The sequence below is a fragment of the uncultured Methanobrevibacter sp. genome, from assembly GCF_902764455.1.
Classification (GTDB): domain Archaea; phylum Methanobacteriota; class Methanobacteria; order Methanobacteriales; family Methanobacteriaceae; genus Methanocatella.
Genome location: NZ_CACWVY010000013.1, coordinates 51,492 through 71,133, shown reverse-complemented (window position 1 = coordinate 71,133; position 19,642 = coordinate 51,492). Strand labels below are relative to the sequence as shown.

The following is a 19,642-nucleotide window of genomic DNA, read 5'->3' as shown; positions in this document are numbered from 1 at the left end:
GTCTGTCTTTGTTAAGCCTGCAACTGATCTTGCGGTTATAAAAAAGGTTAATGCAACTTCATTTAACTTGTATGATAATGTTGAATGGACATTAACAGTGACTAATAACGGTCCTGATAGTGCAACTGGCGTTGTTGTTCGTGATGTGCTTCCAAAGTCACTGATTTGGGTTAGTGATAGTGGTTCTGGTAAATATGATCATAATTCTGGTGTTTGGAATATTGGTGGTTTAAATAAAGGTTCTAGTGTTAGTTTGAAAATTGGTAATGAGTTTGACTTTGATAAATCAAACAATAATGATTCCAAAATCATTTCTGTTAAACCTGCTACTGATTTGGGTATTGTAAAGTCTGTTGATGCGAGTGTTGTTAATTATACTGATGTTGTTAAATGGACATTGACAGTGACCAATTATGGTCCTGATGGCGCAACTGGTGTTAAAATTTATGATATTCTGCCTAATGGATTTACTTATTTGAATTCAACCAGACCTTACTTAAATGGTGTTATTGTTATTGGAAATGTTGCAAAAGGTTTTAGTGTCAGTGTTGATATCTTTACAAGAGCTGACATCACAGGCACATTTGTTAATGTTGCAAGTGTAAATGGCAGTGAATTTGACTACAATTTAGCCAATAACAAAGCAAATGCATCAGTATTTGTAAAACCTGCAAGTGATTTGATTGTAAATAAAATTGTGGATAACTCCAAACCTAATTTCAATGATACAGTTACATGGACAATTAAAGTAACAAATAATGGTCCTGATGTTGCAACTGCGGTTGTTGTTTATGATATGCTTCCTGATTCATTAATCTGGATTAGTGATAATGGTCTTGGTAAATATAATCATGATACTGGTGTTTGGAATATCGGAAACATTGAAGTCGGAAAAACAAAAACATTAACAATTACTACAAGAGTTAATGGAACCGGCGAGTTTACAAACAATGTTACTGTCTCAGGTAAGGAATTTGATTACAATAAATCAAATAACAAGGATAATGAAACTATAAAAGTTGCAAATGCATCTGATTTATCTGTAATTAAGCTAGCTAATATATCAACTGTTAATTACCTCCAATTAGTCAAATGGACAGTAATTGCAAAAAATAATGGTCCGAACAAGGCAACTGGAGTTTATGTTGATGAAATATTGCCTGAAGGTCTAAAAGTATTGAATTACACAGCCAGCAAAGGATTTTATGACAATAACATATGGAACATATGCTGTCTTGAAAAAGGTGAAACAGAAAGTCTGGAGCTGATATGTCAAGTTACAAAAACAGGAACATTAACAAACATCGTTAGAATTAATGGCAGTGAATATGATCCGGACAAATCCAACAATGAAGCTAACAAAACAATTTTAGTGCCGATATCATCTGATTTGGCAGTTACTAAAAATGTGGATAATTCATATCCTGACTTCGGAGATATTGTTCAATGGAACATTACAGTCACTAACAACGGTCCTGATGATGCATATGATGTTTTTGTATTTGATTTGATGCCGGAAGGTTTGGAATTAATCGGATACACAGCCAGTGCTGGAAATTATTATGACAATACCTGGATTATAAACAACTTAAAAACAGGTGCAAGTGAAACACTGATTCTTAGATGTTTGGTAAAGACATTGGATGATGTTGAAAACATTGTAGAAGTTGTTCCGTCTGAATATGACTGGAATGAGTCCAACAATAATGACAGCGAAAAAATTTCCGTCAATCCTATTGCCGATTTGGAAGTAATAAAACTTGTAAACAATACTTCTCCAAATTACTTGGATTTAGTAAAATGGACATTAGTTGTTACTAATTACGGTCCTAATGATGCAACAGGCGTATTTATCAGAGATGATATTCCAAATGGTCTTAAAATCATGAATGTCTTTGGTGACGGTGATTATGAAGATTCAGTATGGGATGTTGGAAGTTTGGCAGTTGGAGAATATAAACAATTGGAAATTGTTTGTAAGGTTTTAACTACAGGTGAATTTACAAATATTGCTTTTATCTGGGCCGACCAGGACGATCCTGAACCGGAAAATAACCATGACCAAAAGGATATTTATGTAAAGCCTGCCAGTGATATTTCAATTACTAAAACCGTATCCAAATATCAATATTCTGTTGGAGATTTGGTGAAATATTCCATTAAAGTGACAAATAACGGTCCTGATGTGGCGGAAAATGTAGAAGTACGTGAAATCATGGATGAAAATTTACATTTAAAATCATTCCATGCGTCTGCTGGTGATTTTGATAAGGTAAATGATGTCTGGTCAATTAATCTTCTTGAAGTGGGCGAATCTGCATATTTAAAAATCAATGCAGAAGCTCAAGGTGCAGGTTCTGCAAAAAACAAGGTTGTTGCAACCAGTGACAATTATGACCCTGATATGAGCAACAATAACGATACTGTAACCATTAATGTATCCAAAAAAGACAAACCTGATAATCCTGTTAAAAAAGAATACGATAAACATCCTGGTGAACAATCAAGGAGATATTCAGCTTCAATTCTTGAAAAATATGTCACCGGTAATCCGTTTATGGTTATTGTACTTCTATTTGTGTTTACCATGGGAGCAATATATGGTAAGAATATATTGAAGAAAAGATGATTTTAAAGTGGCCTTCGGGCTACTTTTTTATTTTTTTTAAAACGATTTTTCGAAATTTTGTAACTATATAAATTATTAATTTCACGACCGATAATTTTAATACTTGATGTTAAAAATGGTCGAATAATGCTTCATTTTTGCAATTTAAACAAAACCTTTAAATAAAAGTTTAAACAAAGTTACAATTAGATATTGATGAAATAAGAATTTTTTAGAAATTTTATCTGATGAATCAATATTTTTAATTAATTAAACGAGGTGTAAAAATGGCTGAAGAAGAAATGATTGAAGAAACTTCTGAAGAGTACATTGATGAAGAAGAAGAAAAATTACCTTTTGCTAAAGCTGAGGTAGTACGTTTAATGAAAGAAAATCTTGATGATGACAAAATGATTAGGGAAAGGGTAAAAGTAGAAATGAACAAATTTTTAGGAGAAGTCTTAAAAAATGTTTGTAAACAATTAAATGATTACCCATACACTACCATTGAGTATGAAATGTTAAAAGAATCAACTTACCCATACACTAACATTGAAAGGATTAACCAAGAAAAAGAAAGAATTTTATTACATTTAGAAGCTATTAAAGCAGATTGTAATGCATTAGCTATGGATGTACAAAAAACCTTAAAATTAAAAGATGTTGTTGAAGAAGACTCATTTGCAAGTTTCACAACATCCGACGATGAAGAAGGGGAAGAAGAATAATCTTCCTTTTTTATTTTACTTTTTTTTAAATATTTACCCGTATATTGAATCGTTTTTTTAGTTTAGTTATCTTCAATATGACTAAAACCGGTTTTCAATTCTTTTAATTCCTCTTCAGGAATCTCTAAAACTTTAGCTTTATCACTGACTATATTGCTTTGTCCGAATGGATCCTGGATAATTAATGTTGCAGTTTCGTCCCCATTTTTAAGCTCTTCAATCTTAGCAAGAATATTTTTTCCGTTAATTTGGGATTCGTCATCATCAAATAAGTTCAATGCTTTTTTAACTGCATCTTCAAAACGATTAAGAATTCCTTCAACATTGGTGACGTATCCTTCGGATTTTGGACCCGGTTCCACTTTAACACCAATTTCAGGAATTGAAACTGTTGCAGACTGTGATCTGACAACTCGGACGGTCAATGTGTTTTTATTGATTTTTAAAACATATTTTGCAGGTTCTCTTTGTTCAAGAGCAATAATGTCACTATGTTTGAATCCGCATTCGGGACATTGGATGGATGTTTCAAGAACTTTTCCAAAGTGAGGAATTTCAAGTTCTTTCATAATTGATTTGGCTTTTCCTTCAACGCCGCATGCAGGACATTTAATAATCATTTCAGTTAATTCTTCTTCATTCATTTAAAACATATCCCTTTTTATTCAATTCATTTATAATGTTTTCAAGTTTTTCAGGATTTGGTGCACAGATAGTGGTTTTTCTGTAATCTGACAGTTTGTATAATCCTTTCAGGTCTTCCTTTTTACTTGCATCTTCATTAAGTTTTTTGATAAATTTATCGGCTGATTCGCTGTCTGAAATATTGATGTTCCGGCTTAGAGGTTCATTAAATCCTTTTATATTGTATGTGACGCTCTGAAGACTTCCGTTGTTTTGATTTATGATAATGTCAATAAGGTCTTCTAAATCGTCCACACTATTGACTAAATTTATTGTTGCACAGGATTTGTTGATAATTGCTAAAATCTTGTCAAGTGTTTTATCAATGGATTCTGTATTAATAATATTCACATCATTTGCTTTGGCTGTTTTAAGTAAATGGTCGTGGATAATTCTATTTTCCCTAAAGTAATCCAGCTGTTTTCCTCCTCTTTGGATTTGAATAGCTCTTTTAACGAATCTTTCCTTGTGTGATTCTTCATCTGAGCTTAACACAAAAAAGTAAATATTTGCATATTCTCGGAACTGTTCGATATTGATTAATCCCGGAACTAAATGAACTCCCTCTATGATGATGTCATCAAAATCGGTTATTGCTCTTTGAATAATTTTTTCAAGACCTGGAATGACATAAGATGCATGTTCATCAAATCCTGCTGATACCAATTCTTCATAACTTTCGAAACGATTCTTGTTTCTCAAATGTTTATACGCGTCATAAGATGAGCTATGAAGTGCAGGAGCATATTCCTTTCCAAAAATTCCACGTACAACGGCCCTGATAAAGTCACTTTCAATTAAATGTTTGATATTTAATGTTTTAGCCAATTCAGATGCAATTGTGGATTTTCCAATTCCTGATGCACTTCCAATAAGTATGACATAAGGTTTTCTAATACTTTTAGATTTATCATTAGTTTTGTTTTCAGTACTCATTAAAATTATATTTTTAATATTATTACTAAAATATATATGCTTTCTTAAAAGGGCACTTATCAAAATTCTGTATAAATATTCATTTCTTTAAGAAGGCAGGTCACATATCATATATATTCAATATTATTGTTTAAGTATTGTTAGTGATAAAAATGGAGAATCTTATCTTTATTTTTGTCTTTTAATCAAATTTTATTTTAGATATTTTTTTTGTTTTTTAAAATTTTTTTCCTATAAAAACATTATACTTTATTAATGTGAAAATTCATAAATTATTATAGTATCATTTTTTGAAAATTTTTTTTTAAAAAATTAATATTATAAATTTACATGATTAGTTATAAGTTATAAATTATAGGTAGGGGTGAAGTTTTTGTATTCAGTAAAATCAGTTAAAGATATTCAAGAGTTAAATCCGTTTATAGTAGTTGGATGTGGAGGAGGAGGTGAAAAATTCTCCAATCTTGAAGGAATCGAAACTGTAGGTTTCATTGATGATGCTGTAAGAAAACAGGGTAAAGAATTCTGTGGCCATATAGTTTGTGACAGTTTGGAAAATTGTCTAAAAGATGCTCCTGATGCAAAATCTCTTGTTATAATGTTGCCTATTGGTGCTGAAGGCAGTGCATTAAAATATGCAGTTCAGGCGATTGATGCAGGTTTAAATGTTATCACATCATTCAGATCTTTATCTATTTCAGAAAACTTATCTTTGAAGAAATTTGCTGATTCAAAAAATGTTGTTATTAAGGAAATTGGTCCTAGATTGGACGTTGTTGAAAAAATTGCAGGTGTGGCTCCTGAAAAATCATGTGAAGTTTTACCTAAAATATCTTATACTCCTAAAGCTCCTGTAATTTTTGTAGGAGGTACTTCTCAGGAATGTGGTAAAAGAACCACTACTAAAATGCTGGGTTTAGCCAGTATGGAAAGAGGTTTAACTCCCGCTATAATTTCTACTGACGAAATGGGTTTGGAAGAACCTACTGATTTTAATTTTAGAGCAGGTAGTTTATCTGCTATGGATGTTCCTGCAGCAGTTTTATCTGCAATTAAATATGTTGAAGAAACTAAACATCCGGATATCATTTTCATTGAAGGTCAATCCAGTTTAACTGAAGATGGAAATCCTCATCCAAGAGGTCTTTCAGCTGCAATTTTAATTGGTGCAGCTCCTGATGCAGTTATTGTTGGACACAGACCAAACCATCCATACAGGGAACCTCGCGGTATCGAAGAGGAAATAAGGGCCATTGAAGCCGTTGAGCCTACAAAAGTTGTTGGTTTATCTCTTAACTTTAAAAATGCTGGCTCAGATTTAAATCCTGAATACTTCGAATCCAAATTCAATTTGCCTGTTGAAGATGTTTACAATAACGGTGCTTCTAAATTATTAGATGCTATTTTTGAATATTTAGAGGAGTAATTAATATGAGTTTCATGGATAATTTGAAAAGAAGTTTAGGTTATGAAGAAGAGGAAACAAATCATCAGGATGATAAAAGAGAAGAAAGTGCACTTTCAAATTTATCTGAAATGTTTAACAATCTTGTAAAACCTAAAGAAGACAGTAATAATACCCATCAACATCCTCATCAACAATATGCGGCTCAACAAAGACAAACTCAAACTCAAACTCAAACTCAAAGTCCTCGTCAGGCACCAACTCCCTCTTATGACGATTATGATGATTATGTTATAACTCCTGAGCAATCATTATATGAGATTGTTTTAATCAGGCCAAAAACTATTGATGATATAAATTATATGATTGACCAGGTGCTTGAAGGAAATAATCCTGTAATTTTGGACTTGTCCTTTTTAGCAAAGGAAAGTGCTGCTAATTTTAAATTAGCTGGAGAAAAAATTAAACAAATGAGATCTCAATATGGGGTTCAGGCATTACTGCTTGCAAGAACCGATGATAAGGATTTAATAATTGTCTCTCCTAAAAAAGTAAGAATTATCAATAAAGGTTAAGTAGATTAATTTCTACTTCCAACTATTTTTAAAAATTTCAGATATCTTATTAAAACATATAAAACGATTATAATGGCTATGGCCATTTCTATTTTTAATATTATACTTAGGAAATTGATTTTGAGATTTGCTAGAATTCCTTTTGTTGCAAGTGCGCTTATTACAAATGGAAATGAAAATGCTGCAAAACTGGGATAAAAATTAAGATTTCTGTATTCGATGAATTTTGCAAGTGCAAATATGTAAAATGCACATGCAATAACATATAATACTAACAGGAATTCATTTGATATTGACGGGGCTGAATTGAGGTATCCTACAATCAATATGCTAATCACTGCGGTAAAAATGCATATTAAAGGCTTATTTCCATCAGGAACTGTTGGTTCCTTTAAATATCTATAGATTACTAACGGTAGGGTAATCAGCATGGCTATAAAACCTATTGTGAAAAAAACAAATCCTACTTCAGTCACATCATGAATGTTTGAAGTTATTGCACCCATGGTGATTCCGACAAAAACTATCCAGTAGCTAGGATAGACATTTGAAATATTGAAATTATGGATAATAAAACGATGGGTAAAGAAAATCATTAGCAGAATGTGCAAAGCTATTCCAATAATCCATAGAGTATATGCGATAGTTGAGTTAAATTGTATGAGATATGTAGATAGAATCATTAAACTCATAGAAAAAGTGCCCGAACTGCTCACTATCACCGGATTTTTAAAGTCTTCTTTAATGCTTTGAGGATAAAAAACTATTTTTAAAATAATTAAAATTAAAAATATCGCACCAACACTTCCAAAAACATATTTTAAATAAGGATGAATATCTTGTGCCAGATTACCAAGTGATAATAGTGCAAGAATTAATCCACAAATTGGAATGGGGATATTTTTAATTAAACTCATGACTATCCTCCGTAACCGTATGTGATTACGTATCCATTTTCATCGCAAATACGGAAATAATTGTCATCGTATTGGATTCTTATTGTTCCATCAGGATTTTTTTGGCGTGATACCTCATGCTGTCTAGGATTCCAGCCATCATTTAGAACTTCGCTTTCATGGTTTGGAGTATATCCTTTGTATTTAGGATTGTTTACTGGGCGGTTTGCATCAACCGGATCTACAGAGCTAACAGATGCACTTGCCTCCTCTTTATATGAGAATTTTTTATTGGATGATGTTGGATTATATTTGTTATCTCCTTTGAAGCTGCAGTTGATAGTGTAGTTCCCCTCATCCAATTTGCTTAGTTTCAATGTTGCTCTGCCGCTTTCATCTGTAGTCAGATTATATTTTTTGGTATTGTTTCCATTAACCAGATTTAAAACAATATCTTTATTTGCAATCGCAGTTTTGTTGGTATTTACTAATCTAACTATGATTTCATCACCTTTTTTCATACTTTCATTACATTTAATGTTCAGTTTACAATCCTCTTTGAATAGATTTCCTGAAAACATTACTGCCATTCCTATTGCAAGTATGGCTATAATTACAATAAGTAATATGATTATTATCTTATTATTGTCCATATTATCTGCCTATTTAAATTTTAAAGAATTTTTGAGCATTTTTATGTGATACTTTTTCAATGTCTTCACTGGCATAACCTAATTTTGTTAGTTGTCTGATGGTTTTTGGAACAGACAGGGGATCTGAAGGTTTGTTGCTGATATCACTATTCAATAAAAATTTATCAAATCCGTATTCGTCTAAAATAGCAATTGCCTCTTTTGTGTCCATCTTTTGAGGTTGTACTGTTAAACCTAACATGCAATCGGTGTTTATTGCATCATCCACGACGTTGGGATTAATGTGGTCAACAACCGCATTTTTTTCATCCATGTGGTTTGGTATAATTTCCAGAATTTTATTCAAAACATCCTTTTTATTTTTTCTGGGGGTGTGGATAATGACTTTGGAATTTGTTTCATCGGCAATGTCAAGCTGTTTTTTAAAAGTTGCTATTTCACACTCTGTTAAATCTTCAAGACCAATTTCCCCGATAGCAACTATCTGGTCGTTTTCAATCCATTCATATAAATTTTCGTAGATTATTTCAGGATTTTCTATTGAATTTGTCGGATGTATTCCCAATGATACCTTTAAGTCAAGACCATATTCTCCGGCCCTTTTTGTGTCATATTCTAGAATTCTGTTTAGATGATTTAGGAGTATTGTTTCATTATCAATTTTATATGGATAATAACTGCAGGTTATTGCCTGATCAATTCCTGATAAATACATCTTTTCAAAATCTTCGCTGCTTCTGGAGTCTGCATGCATATGGGTGTCAATCATTGTATCACTTTTGTAATTTTTCTATGATTCTATTTTTGTCGGATTCGAGTTAAAAAAATATCTGAAAACTTCATCTTTTTTAAGTGTTTTGCATGTGCTATTTGATGATTTTGCTCACTTGGGGAGGTTTTATATTTTTTAGTAATAAAAATAATTGTATAAGTAATACTACATAGGTGGTAAAATGATAGATAATATAGAATGTATAGAACATCTCGATACAATATTTGAAGACGTAAAATTCACGGCAAACTCATTTGTAAGGTTAAAAGTATTGGCAACTTTGTATGAACGTCCTAGAAACATGAAAGAAATGACTGATGTGACAGGATTGAGTTATAGTTCTGTTTCAAGCACTATGCATGATTTAGAAATCAAAGGATGGGTTTACAGAGAACATAATAAATATTTCTTAACAAACTCTGCTGGAGTACGCATAGGAAATGTTTTGGAAATGGACAAGACTCTGTTATTATTAAATGAATTCTTTAATATTTTGCAGGGCCATATTGTTGATATGGTTCCTTATGAATCAATATTGGAATTCCATGTACTTCAAACAGCCACGTTAATGGAATCTAGTGGTGTTGATGCATACAGAACATTCCATTTTATTGAAAATTGTTTATATGATGCGGAATTTGTAAAATGTGTAATTCCTATTTTTTATGAACCTTATTTCGATATATTAAGTAATATTATTTCTGTCGGAAATGATGTTGAAATATATGTTCCTGAAAAACTTTTAAACAGTTTTGAGAGAAAATCAGGCATTGAATGTCTAAAGCCATTTGATGAATCGACTTCATTCTTATTGATTATTACAGATAAGGTAATGATTTTGGGATTTTTCATGGATAATGGTTATTTTGATCAGACAAGAATTTTAACCTCGAATAATGAGGATTCTCTTATTTGGGCTAACAATCTCTTTAAAAGTTTAAATATAAATGAGTTTTGAACTCATTTATAATATTTTTCAAGATATTCTTCTAACTCGCTGATTGCTATTCTTTCTTGAGCTTCACTGTCTCTGTCTCTTACAGTTACCTGATTGTCTTCAAGAGAGTCAAAATCAACTGTTACAGCAAGAGGAATACCAATTTCATCTGCTCTTGCATATCTTTTACCGATGGTTCCGCTTGCATCATATTCAACGGTAAATCCTGCCATTCTTAAGTTTTCAGTTAATTCCTGAGCAATTTCACGAGGTCCTTCTTTGTTTACAAGTGGGAAAATTCCAACCTGTACGGGAGCTACTGATTTATTAAATTTGAAGTAATCTTTACCTTCAGTTTCAGTAAATGAATGTAATAATACTGAATATGTAATACGGTCAATACCGAATGAAGGTTCAATAACGTGAGGTGTAATTTTCTCACCGGTTATTTCTTCTTCAACATCTTCAAAGATAAGCAAGTCTTCAGTTACTTCATACTCTTTATCTAATGTTACTGTAAATTTGCCTTCTTTTTCAATAGCTTCTTTGATTTCATTAACATCAGCTTCTTCAATAGCCTGTTTTACTTTAGGAGAGTCTCCTTTAAATATTGGTCCAAATTTGGATAAATTAGGTTTAACGACAGTCTTTTGGACTTTTTTAGGTTCGTCATATTCTACAAAAACGTTTAATTCATCATTACTGAATTTTGAATGTGATGATAAATCATAATCTCCCCTATCGGCTATTCCGATAATTTCAACCCAACCGTATTTGTCGGTATTGACTTCAACATCCCAGCAGTCAAGGGCATAGTGAGCCATTTCTCCTGCTAAATGCTGTCTGAATCTTAAAACATCTTCAGGAATTCCAATTTCAGTTAAGAATTTGCGAGCCAAATATAACTGGTAGATTAACATCTCATTGGCTACAATTCCTTTGTCAAGTGCTTCACGTGCAGTAATTTCTAAAGGCTCTAAATTATTTTCCTGTACTTCCTGTGAATTTAAGCGCAATACCACATCTTCGATTTGTGAAAATTTAGGATGAGTCTTATCTTTAGGATTTAAAAAGATTTCTGCTTCAGCTTGTGTGAATTCTCTAAGCCTTATAACTCCTTGTCTAGGAGATATTTCATTTCTGTATGCTTTTCCAAGTTGTACTGCACCAAATGGCAATTTTCCTCTGAAAAATCTTTCCAATCTTTTAAATAAAATGAAGATTCCTTGTGCGGTTTCAGGTCTCATATACCCTACTTTATCTCCTTTAGCTCCAATTTCTGTTTTAAACATGAGGTTATAATTCCAGATTTTGGATAATTCTCCTTCACATTCAGGACATCTTATGTTATTGTCAATAACTATTTGGTCAAGCTCTTCGTTTTCAAGGCTTTCCACATCTTCACCAATAACTTCTTCAATGATGTGGTCTGCTCTGAAAACTTCTCCACAGTTTTCACATTTACACATTGGGTCTGTAAAGTTATCGACATGTCCTGATGCTTTTAGAACTTCTTTAGGCATTACAGTAGGACCTTCAATTTCGTAGAATCCTTCACCTGAAACGTATTGTTTTCTCCATTTTTGCATAATGTTATTTTTTAAGCTTGCTCCGAGAGGTCCGTAATCTGTAAAACCGGATACTCCTGAGTAAATCTCAAATGATGGCCATAAAAATCCTCTTTTTGCACTAATATTTGACATTTTATCATGATTCATAAATATTATCTCCATTTATTTTTTTAATTCGTAATCTAATTTAACTCTACTACTTTCGGGGCGAGTTTGACCCATATACTTACTATTTCTGTCAGGGTGTCCATATGGAATCTCAGCAGGACTTGTCATTGTTTCAAAAACAATTTGACAAACTCTCTGACCAGGATATAATGCTACAGGCATTGCACCGATATTTGATATTTCCAAAGTTATTTTTCCTTCAAAACCAGGGTCAATAAAACCTGCTGTAACATGCATTGTCACACCTAATCTCCCCATACTTGAACGACCTTCCACTCTTGCAACCAAATCTTCAGGTATTTTAACATACTCCAATGTGGTGGCTAAGGCAAATTCATTCGGATGAATTATAAATGCATCACCTTCTTTAACAGTTGTTGATTCCATATAAGATGCAACATCTTCTTCATCTTTAGGATCAATATACGGTTTTCTAATAACTTTAAATACCTTAAATTCATCCCCTAATCGCATATCAACAGAAGATGGTTGTATTTGTTTTTCATCTTGAAGAGGTTCAATACCAATTTTACCTTCTTTCAAATATTCTTTTATATCTTTATCACTTAAAATTGCCATTTTTTCACACAAGTAAGTTTATAATTCTTTAATTTCAATTAAATCATCCATTCTGTTAACAACATTTTGAATGGTTTCGTCATTGTATTCGATTGTGATTGCATCAAATTTACACGCATTGACACATAATCCGCAACCTTTACAAGTATCATAATCAATATTAATTTTACCATCTTTTAGACTGATGGCCTGAAACATACAAATTTCATTTAAACATTTTTTGCACATTTTACAGTTTTCTTCATGAAGTTTAACATTAACTCCGTCAAGTTTTTCCAGTTTGTCGCTGATATCTTCATCCAAATTCGGATAAACTTTCCACAAACAGCAACATGGACAGCAATGACATATAGTTAAAAGTCCTTTTCCAGGTCTTACATTCATCCAAACAGTATCAATTTTATTTCTACCAATAATGTGGCTTAATCCTGCTGCATCAGCTCTGTCAACCTGAGCCAGTGCTTCTTCCACTGTTGCTTCATGACCTATATTTCTTGGAATTTTCTTTGTTGTAGGTCCAAGAAAAATGCATCCAATATCCTTAGGATAATCCTGACAATTATTTGATGACCTACATAAGCAGCTGTTCATAATTACGATGTCATCACATCTTTTGATAACATCTTTAATTACTTGGGTTGGCAGAAATTCGGATCCTTCTGATTCGATTTTTTTATTGATATGTATTGTATTTGGGATGACTACAATTTCATCTTCCTCAAATAACATTTTATCAATGATTTTCTTGTATGTTTTTGATTTTTTAGTAATTTCAGCTATCCAAAATCTCCAATTGAAGATGTATTTTAGCGTGAATATACTAATGTCTGCAAATCTAGGTCGTCTCATTGTTCACCAAGTTTATTTTTTAATCTTCTTAAAATTCCTTTAAATGTATGTGCTTCTCTACCGGTTATAAATGCTCTTGAAATAATATTATTGAAAGTTTTAAGACCATTTCTTTTTTTATGGTCTGGAATATCTAAGCTGTCAATTAGTTCTGCCATGTCCTTAACCAGATATTCTTTTTCCAGTGCTGTACTTCCATCCAGACCTTCAACGCCGAAATCATGCTTATTTTTGAATAATTCATAAAAAATTATTGCAGCGGCATGTGAAATATTCATTATGGGGTAAGTTGGGTCTGTAGGGATGGACACGCAAATATCGCAGTCTTCAATTTCCTTATTTGAAAGTCCGTCTCCTTCCCTTCCAAATAAAATTGCTATTTTATTTGAAACGTTCATGGCCTTACCGAGTTCATCCGGCCTTAAGGGGATTCTTGATAAATTATAACTTCCTCCGGCAATTCCTGTTGAAGCCACTTTAAAATCAATTCTCTGGGACTGGTAGAATTCATCTAAAGTTTTGTAAATTTTTGCATTTTCAACAATGTATTTTCCATGTGTAGCCTGATAATATGCATCATTTGTTAATTTTGGAGGATTTATCAGTACTAAATTTTTCAATCCAAAGTTCGCCATTGTTCTTGCAAGAAAACCTACATTTCCAGGAGTTTCACATTCAACAAATACTATGTAAATGTTATCTTTAAACATTCTGGTTTCTTTTTCTTCCTGTTCTTTTGTAAGTTTTTCTCTAACGGTTCCTCTGGACTGTACCTTTGGCTTTGATTTTTTTGTTGAAGTTGATTTTTTTTCAGAAGTACTTTCCTCTTTTTTTTCACTGGAACTTATAGGTTGTGTTTCAACAACTTTCTGTTCGTCAACAGCAGCATCTCCTATTTCAATCAACTCCTTTCCAATTTATTCGTAAGCTTTATCCAATAATTCCAATAAATGCATGCATTTAATATCTTCACATCCAATTGAATCCAGTCCATCCTGGATATTCAATTGACAGAATGGACAGATTGTAATAACTGCATCAGCTTCTGTATCCTTAATCATCTCTGCTTTAGATTGTGATAATTCAAGTGCAATTTCAGGTTTTCCGGATTTTATACCTCCTCCTGCACCGCAGCACTGGCATGGATATAGCATTTCCTCAAATTCAACGCCAGGTATTTTTTCAATGATTTCACGAGGTGCATCTTTGATGCCCTGTCCTCTGCCTAAATGGCAAGGGTCGTGATATGTAACTTTCATGTCAACTTCTTTTAATTTGTCTGTGTCGAGTTTATCAACTAAAAACTCGCTTATATCCATTACATGCAATTTTGAACCAAATTCGGGATGGTTATTTTTCAGTGTGGCACCGCAGCCGGAACAGACGGTAATAACAGTATCATAATCTTTAAAGACTTCTTTATTTTTGTCTACAAGCTCCTGAACAATATCGGTTTGGCCGGTTCTCAACAATGGTGAACCGCAACAGACTTGTCCTTGCGGAACGTCAATGTCAATTCCATTTTCTTTTAGGATTTTAACGAGTTTATGTCCGATTTCAGGGAATTTATAGTCAATCATACATCCTGTAAAGAAAGCTACTTTTGAACCGGTATAATTTTCAGCTTCTTCAATAAATGGAGTTTTATCGGTTTTAATTGATCTTCCGTTTTCTAAAATATTTTCCTTAAATGCAACATGTTGTGGAAGAGGTCCTGAACCATTTGCAACAGCAATAGCTCTCATTTTTTCTATTGCATCTCCAAATGTATTGATGTTTTTAGGACATACTGCCAAACATTTGCCGCAGCTTGTACATTTATATAATCCTTCATCCAAAGCTTCTTTAATTCTGTCAAAGCTGTCTCTAGGATCACTTTCAAATTTGCGCATATACCTCATTAAGTAAGGTCCGCCAAACTCTTCTGTTGCAATATTTACAACAGGACAGGTTGAATAGCAGGAATAACACTCGATACAGCTTCTTACTTTCTTGGTGTCTTTGGTATCTTCTTTTGTAATGCTTGTGTCAAGTTCATCTCTGCATGTGTGGTCACATTGAAGGGATAATTCCAGGTCTTTCACTTTAGCTTCAATACTTGATTTGTCAACTATCAAATCTTTAATGACTGGGAATCTGAGAGGTTCAATAATGGCACCGTCTTTAATTTCTTTTTGACATGCCAGAGCTCCATTTCCCTTAAATAAAATTCCGCAGGATCCGCATTGCCCTGCCCTACAAGAACTTCTGAAACTGATATCTGCATCATATTTGTCATTAATTGCTTGCAATGCATCAAGAACTTTCATGTTGGGTATTTTTTCTATTTCATAACACTCCAAATGTGGTTCTGTATCGGTTTCAGGATTAAACCTTGAAACATATATTTTAATCATCATTTCCCTCCAATATTTTCAAAAGTTTATAAAATATTATAATATAATATTTGTGTCTTAACAAATATATTATACTTACTATTATTATATTGATTTTCAGACAAATGAATCTGGAAATCTATACAATATTCATGGAACTACATCTAATGCAAATTTAAATTTTGTGTAAAAATTGAAGTTGAGTTGAATATCTGAAATAATTTTAGATTTCCTGAGAAAAAATTGATATAAAATAAAAGAAGAATAGTAAATGCTTATGCATTTACTTTTTAACTTTTGCGGTTTTTTTAGCAGTGAAACTGCTATATTTAGCTAGATATGTAACTATTTTACCTACTTTAAGTTTTTTCAATATGTTTTGTTTAATGGTTACCTTTGCTATACCTTTGGAATTGGTTTTTGCTTTGTAGGTTTTGCCGTTAAACTTGAATGTAACAGATTTACTTTTGAGCGGGGAAGAACCTTTTTTAAGTGTAGCCTGCAATGTTAGTTTTTTTGCAGATTTTTTGACAGTTACAGTTTTTAAGGTTATTTTTGTATTTTTATAAACACAATTTTTAGCAGTTCCGCCATAAATGTCTTTACCTTTAGGTGCTTTGTTATCGCTGAAAGTACATTTCACAGCTTTTGCACAGTGAACAGTATCAGAATCAGAAGCTCTGAATCCGTAAATTGCTCCTCCTCTTTCACCTGCAACATTATTTGCAAAAGTTGAGCCTGTAATTGAATTGGTATAGTATGTGAGATTGGAAACCCATTTTCCATTCTCATAATGTCCTGATTGTTCATGGCATTTGAAATAGACTGCTCCTCCATACATGCCTACCTGATTTTTATTAAATTTGGAATTTTTAATAAAGAGGTCTTTACATCCAAATACTCCAGCTCCTTTTTCACCGGCTTTATTGGATGTGAATGTACAGGAGTTAATATCTATATGTGAGAATGCATAAACTGCTCCTCCGCCACGACCGTTAGCGATATTGTTGGTAAATACGCAGTTGGTTATTGTGTCTTTTCCATGTTCAAGAAGTGATTGCATTGCAATAGTTAAAAGAAGGTTTGTATCTTCGGTAATAGGTTTGCCTGCAAAATAATTTCTGTAGAAATCAAAACTCTTTTTAAATGTTAGGGAAAAGACAGCGCCTGCATCTCCGCCTGCGGAATTCTTATCGAATTTGGAATTTTTTAAAGTTAAAGCTCCTAAGGAATTTATAGCTCCTCCGGCAGTACCTGCATTATTGTTTGAAAAAGAACATTTATCAATAGTCAGGTCTGCAAAGTTTAATATTGCGCCGCCGTAAATTATTGCTGCACCGTTTTTAAAGTTGATGTTTTTCAGTGTAACTTTATATTGTTTTAATAGATTTCCGTAGTTAATAATAAAAATTCTGGATTTGCCTGCTCCGTCAATTGTATGGTCATTACCGTTGATGGTTATGTCCTTGTTGATGAAGACTCCTGTAGTGAGGTTTAAATCATTATTGTACTTGTAATCTCGTGTTAGGTTTATTTCACTTCCCTCACCTGCAAGACTAATCTTCAATTGCAATGCAGTAAATGACCCGTCATCTCCATCGCCCACAGGCTGATTTTCATCATTACTTGCTGATTCTAAATCGTCAATGTTATTTTCAGCAATCAAATTGCTTTCTTCATCAGCTACGGCAGTATCATTAATGTCGCTTGCAAAAACGCTTGAAACACTAAACAACATGCAAGTAACTACTAATATAAACAATACTGTTTTTTTCATTTTAATTGCTCCTTTTTTTAAAATAATTACTAGAAGTTAATAAATAACTTCTAGAATAATCCACTTCCTTTTAATTTTTCTTCAAAGTATTTGGATGATTTATCTGCTTTTTCTTTAATGAGGACGGAAACAATAACCGTTATGATTCCTATTGCCAACAGGATAACCAGTGCTGGCCAATAATTGGACCAGACAACACCAAGCTGTGCTTCCCGTATTAATTTAATCGCATAAGTCATTGGCATAAACGGATATAATGTTTGGAAGACTTTATGCATAATTTCGATTGGATAAATTCCGCCTGTTGCGGATATTTGAAGAACTAAAAGAACTACTGCAGCACCTTTTCCAATTGTTCCGATTGCAGATATCATTGAATATATTAAAATCATGAATACTGACGATACCAGCAGCGCTGAAAATATGAACAGCGGATAATTGTCGATATGCACTCCTAAAAGGTGGGCTCCAATTATTGTTACACAGCCCTGCAGTATACTCATTACCACATAGAATAATAATTTGCCTGCATACATTTCAAATGGAGAATATTTTGTTCCGACACTTGATTTAGGCTCTATCATTACACAGGTAATCAAAGCACCGACCCACATGGACAGTACTAAATAAAATGGAGATACATTAGATCCATAATCCGGAACTGAAAAGACTTCATTTCTGTCTAATTTAATTGGTGAGAAGAAATAATCTCCAAGAATACTTTCGTTAATACCCGTAATAGCTGCAAGCTGATCGGCACTTGCTCCAAGTGAACCGGCAGCAGTGAACAATGCTTGTGCTGCGGAGGTTCCAAGTAGCTCTGCACCTGCTGCAAGACTTAATGATCCTTCAGCTAATTGAACTGAACCGTCTGCCAGCTGACTTGCTCCTCCGGCAACTTCACTTGAACCTTCAGCCAATTTCACAGAACCGCCTGCCAAATCGCTTGCTCCCTGAGCAACTTGACTTGACCCGTCGGCTACCTTTCCACTGCCTTTTGCAAGTTCCGAACTGCTTTCCACATACTGTTTAACAGGTCCGTCTGGAATTAATGACGGATCTACTGCAGAGTCCAGTTCTTCAGAACCTTTTTGAACCTGGCTTGCTCCCTGCTGGACAGCACTCGAACCCTGCTGAACCTGGCTTGCTCCCTGTTCGACTGCACTCGAAGCCTGCTGGACCTGACTGGCACCGTCTTTTACTTGACTGGCTCCGCCCTGAACCTGACTGACACCTGATGAGACTTGACCTGCTCCTGCAGAAACCTGTGCAGCGCCTGCCTGGAGCTGACCTCCTCCGTCAGCTAACTGGCTTGCACCTGCTGCAAGTCCTGCCTGCAGTTCACCAAGTTTTCCGTATGCTGCAAGGTTAATAATCTGTATAATTTTTGCATTAAGTGTTGTATAAACTGTATTTGCACCAGTATCAGTTAATTTGGTAGCTACCGGATTTGACTTAACATTTACAACATATTCTAATTTGGCCTGTTTAGGGTCATCTGTTGTAATTGAAAGCACGTTTTCCGTTAGATTTTTGGGTATTACCATACCGGCATAATATTTTCCAGTATAGACTCCGTCCCGCAGTTCATCTTCTGTGACAAATGTCCATTTAAATTTATCATTATTTTTTAAATCTTTAACAAGTTCATTTCCAACATTAATATTGCTACCATTAAATGATGTACCATTATCAAGATTGGCAATTGCAAATTCCACGTTTCCGGTGTTTCCATAAGGATCCCAACATGCCTGAATATTTAAAAGAGCATAAAGAGATGGAAGGATGATAATTGCAATTAACACAAATGTTACAATTGGATTTGAAAATGCTGATTTAAAATCGTTTCTTGTTATTTCAACAATATTTCCTAAATCTTTACTAGCCATAGTCTCACTTTAATATTAAATTTCGAAATTTAAGTGAAGGTATCTAAAGTCACTGCATCTTAGACTCATACCGACGCTGTAACTTTTTTTTACCTTAAGTTGTTACATTCTTAATTTTTATAAAAAATTTTATATAATGGTTTCCATAATATCTTATAAAATCTTGCGATAAGATTAAATAATATTTTATTTATGTCTCATTTGTTCTTAAATTGTATAATACTTATAATTAGAATAAGG

At 33.3% G+C, this 19,642-nt stretch carries 17 protein-coding genes (1 of these 17 running past the window's edge); 5 read left to right on the top strand and 12 right to left on the bottom strand.

The genetic code is table 11. The features are described 5' to 3' along the window. A protein-coding gene (locus QZU75_RS04845) for a hypothetical protein (protein ID WP_296881939.1) crosses the window boundary here: on the top strand, positions 1–2,629 show its 3' end. Its footprint begins 3,614 nt before the window's first position; only the last 2,629 of its 6,243 coding nucleotides appear in the window; its start codon lies beyond the left edge, outside the window; the stop codon is at positions 2,627–2,629. 266 nt (positions 2,630–2,895) lie between these two features. After that, complete coding sequence (locus QZU75_RS04840) at positions 2,896–3,336, top strand: hypothetical protein (protein WP_296881937.1); 441 nt, start codon at positions 2,896–2,898, stop codon at positions 3,334–3,336. A gap of 62 nt (positions 3,337–3,398) precedes the next feature. Here QZU75_RS04840 and QZU75_RS04835 read toward each other — a convergent pair whose 3' ends face one another. Together QZU75_RS04835 and QZU75_RS04830 are read right to left on the bottom strand one after the other, a co-directional pair. Beyond that, positions 3,399–3,980, bottom strand: a complete 582-nt coding sequence (locus tag QZU75_RS04835; protein WP_296881936.1) for a ZPR1 zinc finger domain-containing protein — start codon at positions 3,978–3,980, stop codon at positions 3,399–3,401. Next, positions 3,973–4,917 (bottom strand): 3H domain-containing protein, encoded by a 945-nt coding sequence (locus QZU75_RS04830; protein ID WP_296881972.1) that lies wholly within the window; start codon positions 4,915–4,917, stop codon positions 3,973–3,975. Before QZU75_RS04830 ends, QZU75_RS04835 begins: the two co-directional genes overlap by 8 nt. A gap of 412 nt (positions 4,918–5,329) precedes the next feature. Here QZU75_RS04830 and QZU75_RS04825 point away from each other — a divergent pair, with 412 nt between their 5' ends. Further along, positions 5,330–6,382 carry a DUF1611 domain-containing protein gene (locus QZU75_RS04825; RefSeq protein WP_296881935.1) on the top strand — a complete coding sequence of 351 codons (1,053 nt, stop codon included), beginning with the start codon at positions 5,330–5,332 and terminating at the stop codon, positions 6,380–6,382. A gap of 5 nt (positions 6,383–6,387) precedes the next feature. Further along, entirely contained in the window at positions 6,388–6,936 is a 549-nt protein-coding gene (locus QZU75_RS04820; RefSeq protein WP_296881933.1) for a cell division protein SepF, read from the top strand. 5 nt (positions 6,937–6,941) lie between these two features. Here QZU75_RS04820 and QZU75_RS04815 read toward each other — a convergent pair whose 3' ends face one another. From QZU75_RS04815 to QZU75_RS04805, 3 genes are read right to left on the bottom strand one after another with little or no spacing between them, the layout of a single operon-like run. Then, a complete protein-coding gene (locus QZU75_RS04815) occupies positions 6,942–7,853 on the bottom strand; it encodes a TDT family transporter (protein WP_296881931.1) in 912 nt (303 codons plus the stop codon). Positions 7,854–7,855: 2 nt separating this feature from the next. After that, on the bottom strand, positions 7,856–8,485 hold the full coding sequence (locus QZU75_RS04810) for an Ig-like domain-containing protein (protein ID WP_296881930.1): 630 nt from the start codon (positions 8,483–8,485) through the stop codon (positions 7,856–7,858). A gap of 13 nt (positions 8,486–8,498) precedes the next feature. Beyond that, on the bottom strand, positions 8,499–9,254 hold the full coding sequence (locus QZU75_RS04805) for a TatD family hydrolase (protein ID WP_296881928.1): 756 nt from the start codon (positions 9,252–9,254) through the stop codon (positions 8,499–8,501). A gap of 184 nt (positions 9,255–9,438) precedes the next feature. Between QZU75_RS04805 and QZU75_RS04800 the strand changes: the two genes are divergently transcribed. After that, positions 9,439–10,215, top strand: coding sequence for a winged helix-turn-helix domain-containing protein (locus tag QZU75_RS04800; RefSeq protein WP_296881927.1), 777 nt, complete (start codon positions 9,439–9,441; stop codon positions 10,213–10,215). Between the two features lie 2 nt (positions 10,216–10,217). Here the strand turns inward: QZU75_RS04800 and glyS are convergent, their stop codons facing one another. The 7 genes from glyS to QZU75_RS04765 form a co-directional block, all read right to left on the bottom strand. Next, positions 10,218–11,912 carry a glycine--tRNA ligase gene (glyS, locus tag QZU75_RS04795; RefSeq protein WP_296881926.1) on the bottom strand — a complete coding sequence of 565 codons (1,695 nt, stop codon included), beginning with the start codon at positions 11,910–11,912 and terminating at the stop codon, positions 10,218–10,220. Positions 11,913–11,927: 15 nt separating this feature from the next. Beyond that, the gene (dcd, locus tag QZU75_RS04790; protein WP_296881924.1) at positions 11,928–12,512 is read right to left on the bottom strand and encodes a dCTP deaminase; all 585 of its coding nucleotides are present in this window, start codon (positions 12,510–12,512) and stop codon (positions 11,928–11,930) included. Positions 12,513–12,530: 18 nt separating this feature from the next. Further along, the gene (locus QZU75_RS04785) at positions 12,531–13,361 is read right to left on the bottom strand and encodes a DUF362 domain-containing protein (protein WP_296881923.1); all 831 of its coding nucleotides are present in this window, start codon (positions 13,359–13,361) and stop codon (positions 12,531–12,533) included. After that, on the bottom strand, positions 13,358–14,266 hold the full coding sequence (locus tag QZU75_RS04780; protein ID WP_296881921.1) for a TrmJ/YjtD family RNA methyltransferase: 909 nt from the start codon (positions 14,264–14,266) through the stop codon (positions 13,358–13,360). Before QZU75_RS04780 ends, QZU75_RS04785 begins: the two co-directional genes overlap by 4 nt. Before the next feature lie 12 nt (positions 14,267–14,278). Then, positions 14,279–15,757, bottom strand: a complete 1,479-nt coding sequence (gene tfrB / locus QZU75_RS04775) for a fumarate reductase (CoM/CoB) subunit TfrB (RefSeq protein WP_296881919.1) — start codon at positions 15,755–15,757, stop codon at positions 14,279–14,281. 262 nt (positions 15,758–16,019) lie between these two features. After that, positions 16,020–17,513: a hypothetical protein gene (locus QZU75_RS04770; RefSeq protein ID WP_296881918.1), complete on the bottom strand. Its 1,494-nt coding sequence runs from the start codon at positions 17,511–17,513 to the stop codon at positions 16,020–16,022. Between the two features lie 50 nt (positions 17,514–17,563). Beyond that, positions 17,564–19,402 carry a YhgE/Pip domain-containing protein gene (locus QZU75_RS04765; protein ID WP_296881917.1) on the bottom strand — a complete coding sequence of 613 codons (1,839 nt, stop codon included), beginning with the start codon at positions 19,400–19,402 and terminating at the stop codon, positions 17,564–17,566. Positions 19,403–19,642 lie beyond the last annotated feature (240 nt).

What these genes read in the sequence shown, in the direction of transcription:
- QZU75_RS04810 (WP_296881930.1), bottom strand. Translation starts at nt 8,485, where the DNA reads ATGGACAATAATAAGATAATAATCATATTACTTATTGTAATTATAGCC.
- QZU75_RS04835 (WP_296881936.1), bottom strand. Translation starts at nt 3,980, where the DNA reads ATGAATGAAGAAGAATTAACTGAAATGATTATTAAATGTCCTGCATGC.
- QZU75_RS04800 (WP_296881927.1), top strand. Translation starts at nt 9,439, where the DNA reads ATGATAGATAATATAGAATGTATAGAACATCTCGATACAATATTTGAA.
- glyS (WP_296881926.1), bottom strand. Translation starts at nt 11,912, where the DNA reads ATGAATCATGATAAAATGTCAAATATTAGTGCAAAAAGAGGATTTTTA.
- QZU75_RS04840 (WP_296881937.1), top strand. Translation starts at nt 2,896, where the DNA reads ATGGCTGAAGAAGAAATGATTGAAGAAACTTCTGAAGAGTACATTGAT.
- QZU75_RS04785 (WP_296881923.1), bottom strand. Translation starts at nt 13,361, where the DNA reads ATGAGACGACCTAGATTTGCAGACATTAGTATATTCACGCTAAAATAC.
- QZU75_RS04815 (WP_296881931.1), bottom strand. Translation starts at nt 7,853, where the DNA reads ATGAGTTTAATTAAAAATATCCCCATTCCAATTTGTGGATTAATTCTT.
- QZU75_RS04820 (WP_296881933.1), top strand. Translation starts at nt 6,388, where the DNA reads ATGAGTTTCATGGATAATTTGAAAAGAAGTTTAGGTTATGAAGAAGAG.
- QZU75_RS04770 (WP_296881918.1), bottom strand. Translation starts at nt 17,513, where the DNA reads ATGAAAAAAACAGTATTGTTTATATTAGTAGTTACTTGCATGTTGTTT.
- QZU75_RS04805 (WP_296881928.1), bottom strand. Translation starts at nt 9,254, where the DNA reads ATGATTGACACCCATATGCATGCAGACTCCAGAAGCAGCGAAGATTTT.
- dcd (WP_296881924.1), bottom strand. Translation starts at nt 12,512, where the DNA reads ATGGCAATTTTAAGTGATAAAGATATAAAAGAATATTTGAAAGAAGGT.
- tfrB (WP_296881919.1), bottom strand. Translation starts at nt 15,757, where the DNA reads ATGATTAAAATATATGTTTCAAGGTTTAATCCTGAAACCGATACAGAA.
- QZU75_RS04765 (WP_296881917.1), bottom strand. Translation starts at nt 19,402, where the DNA reads ATGGCTAGTAAAGATTTAGGAAATATTGTTGAAATAACAAGAAACGAT.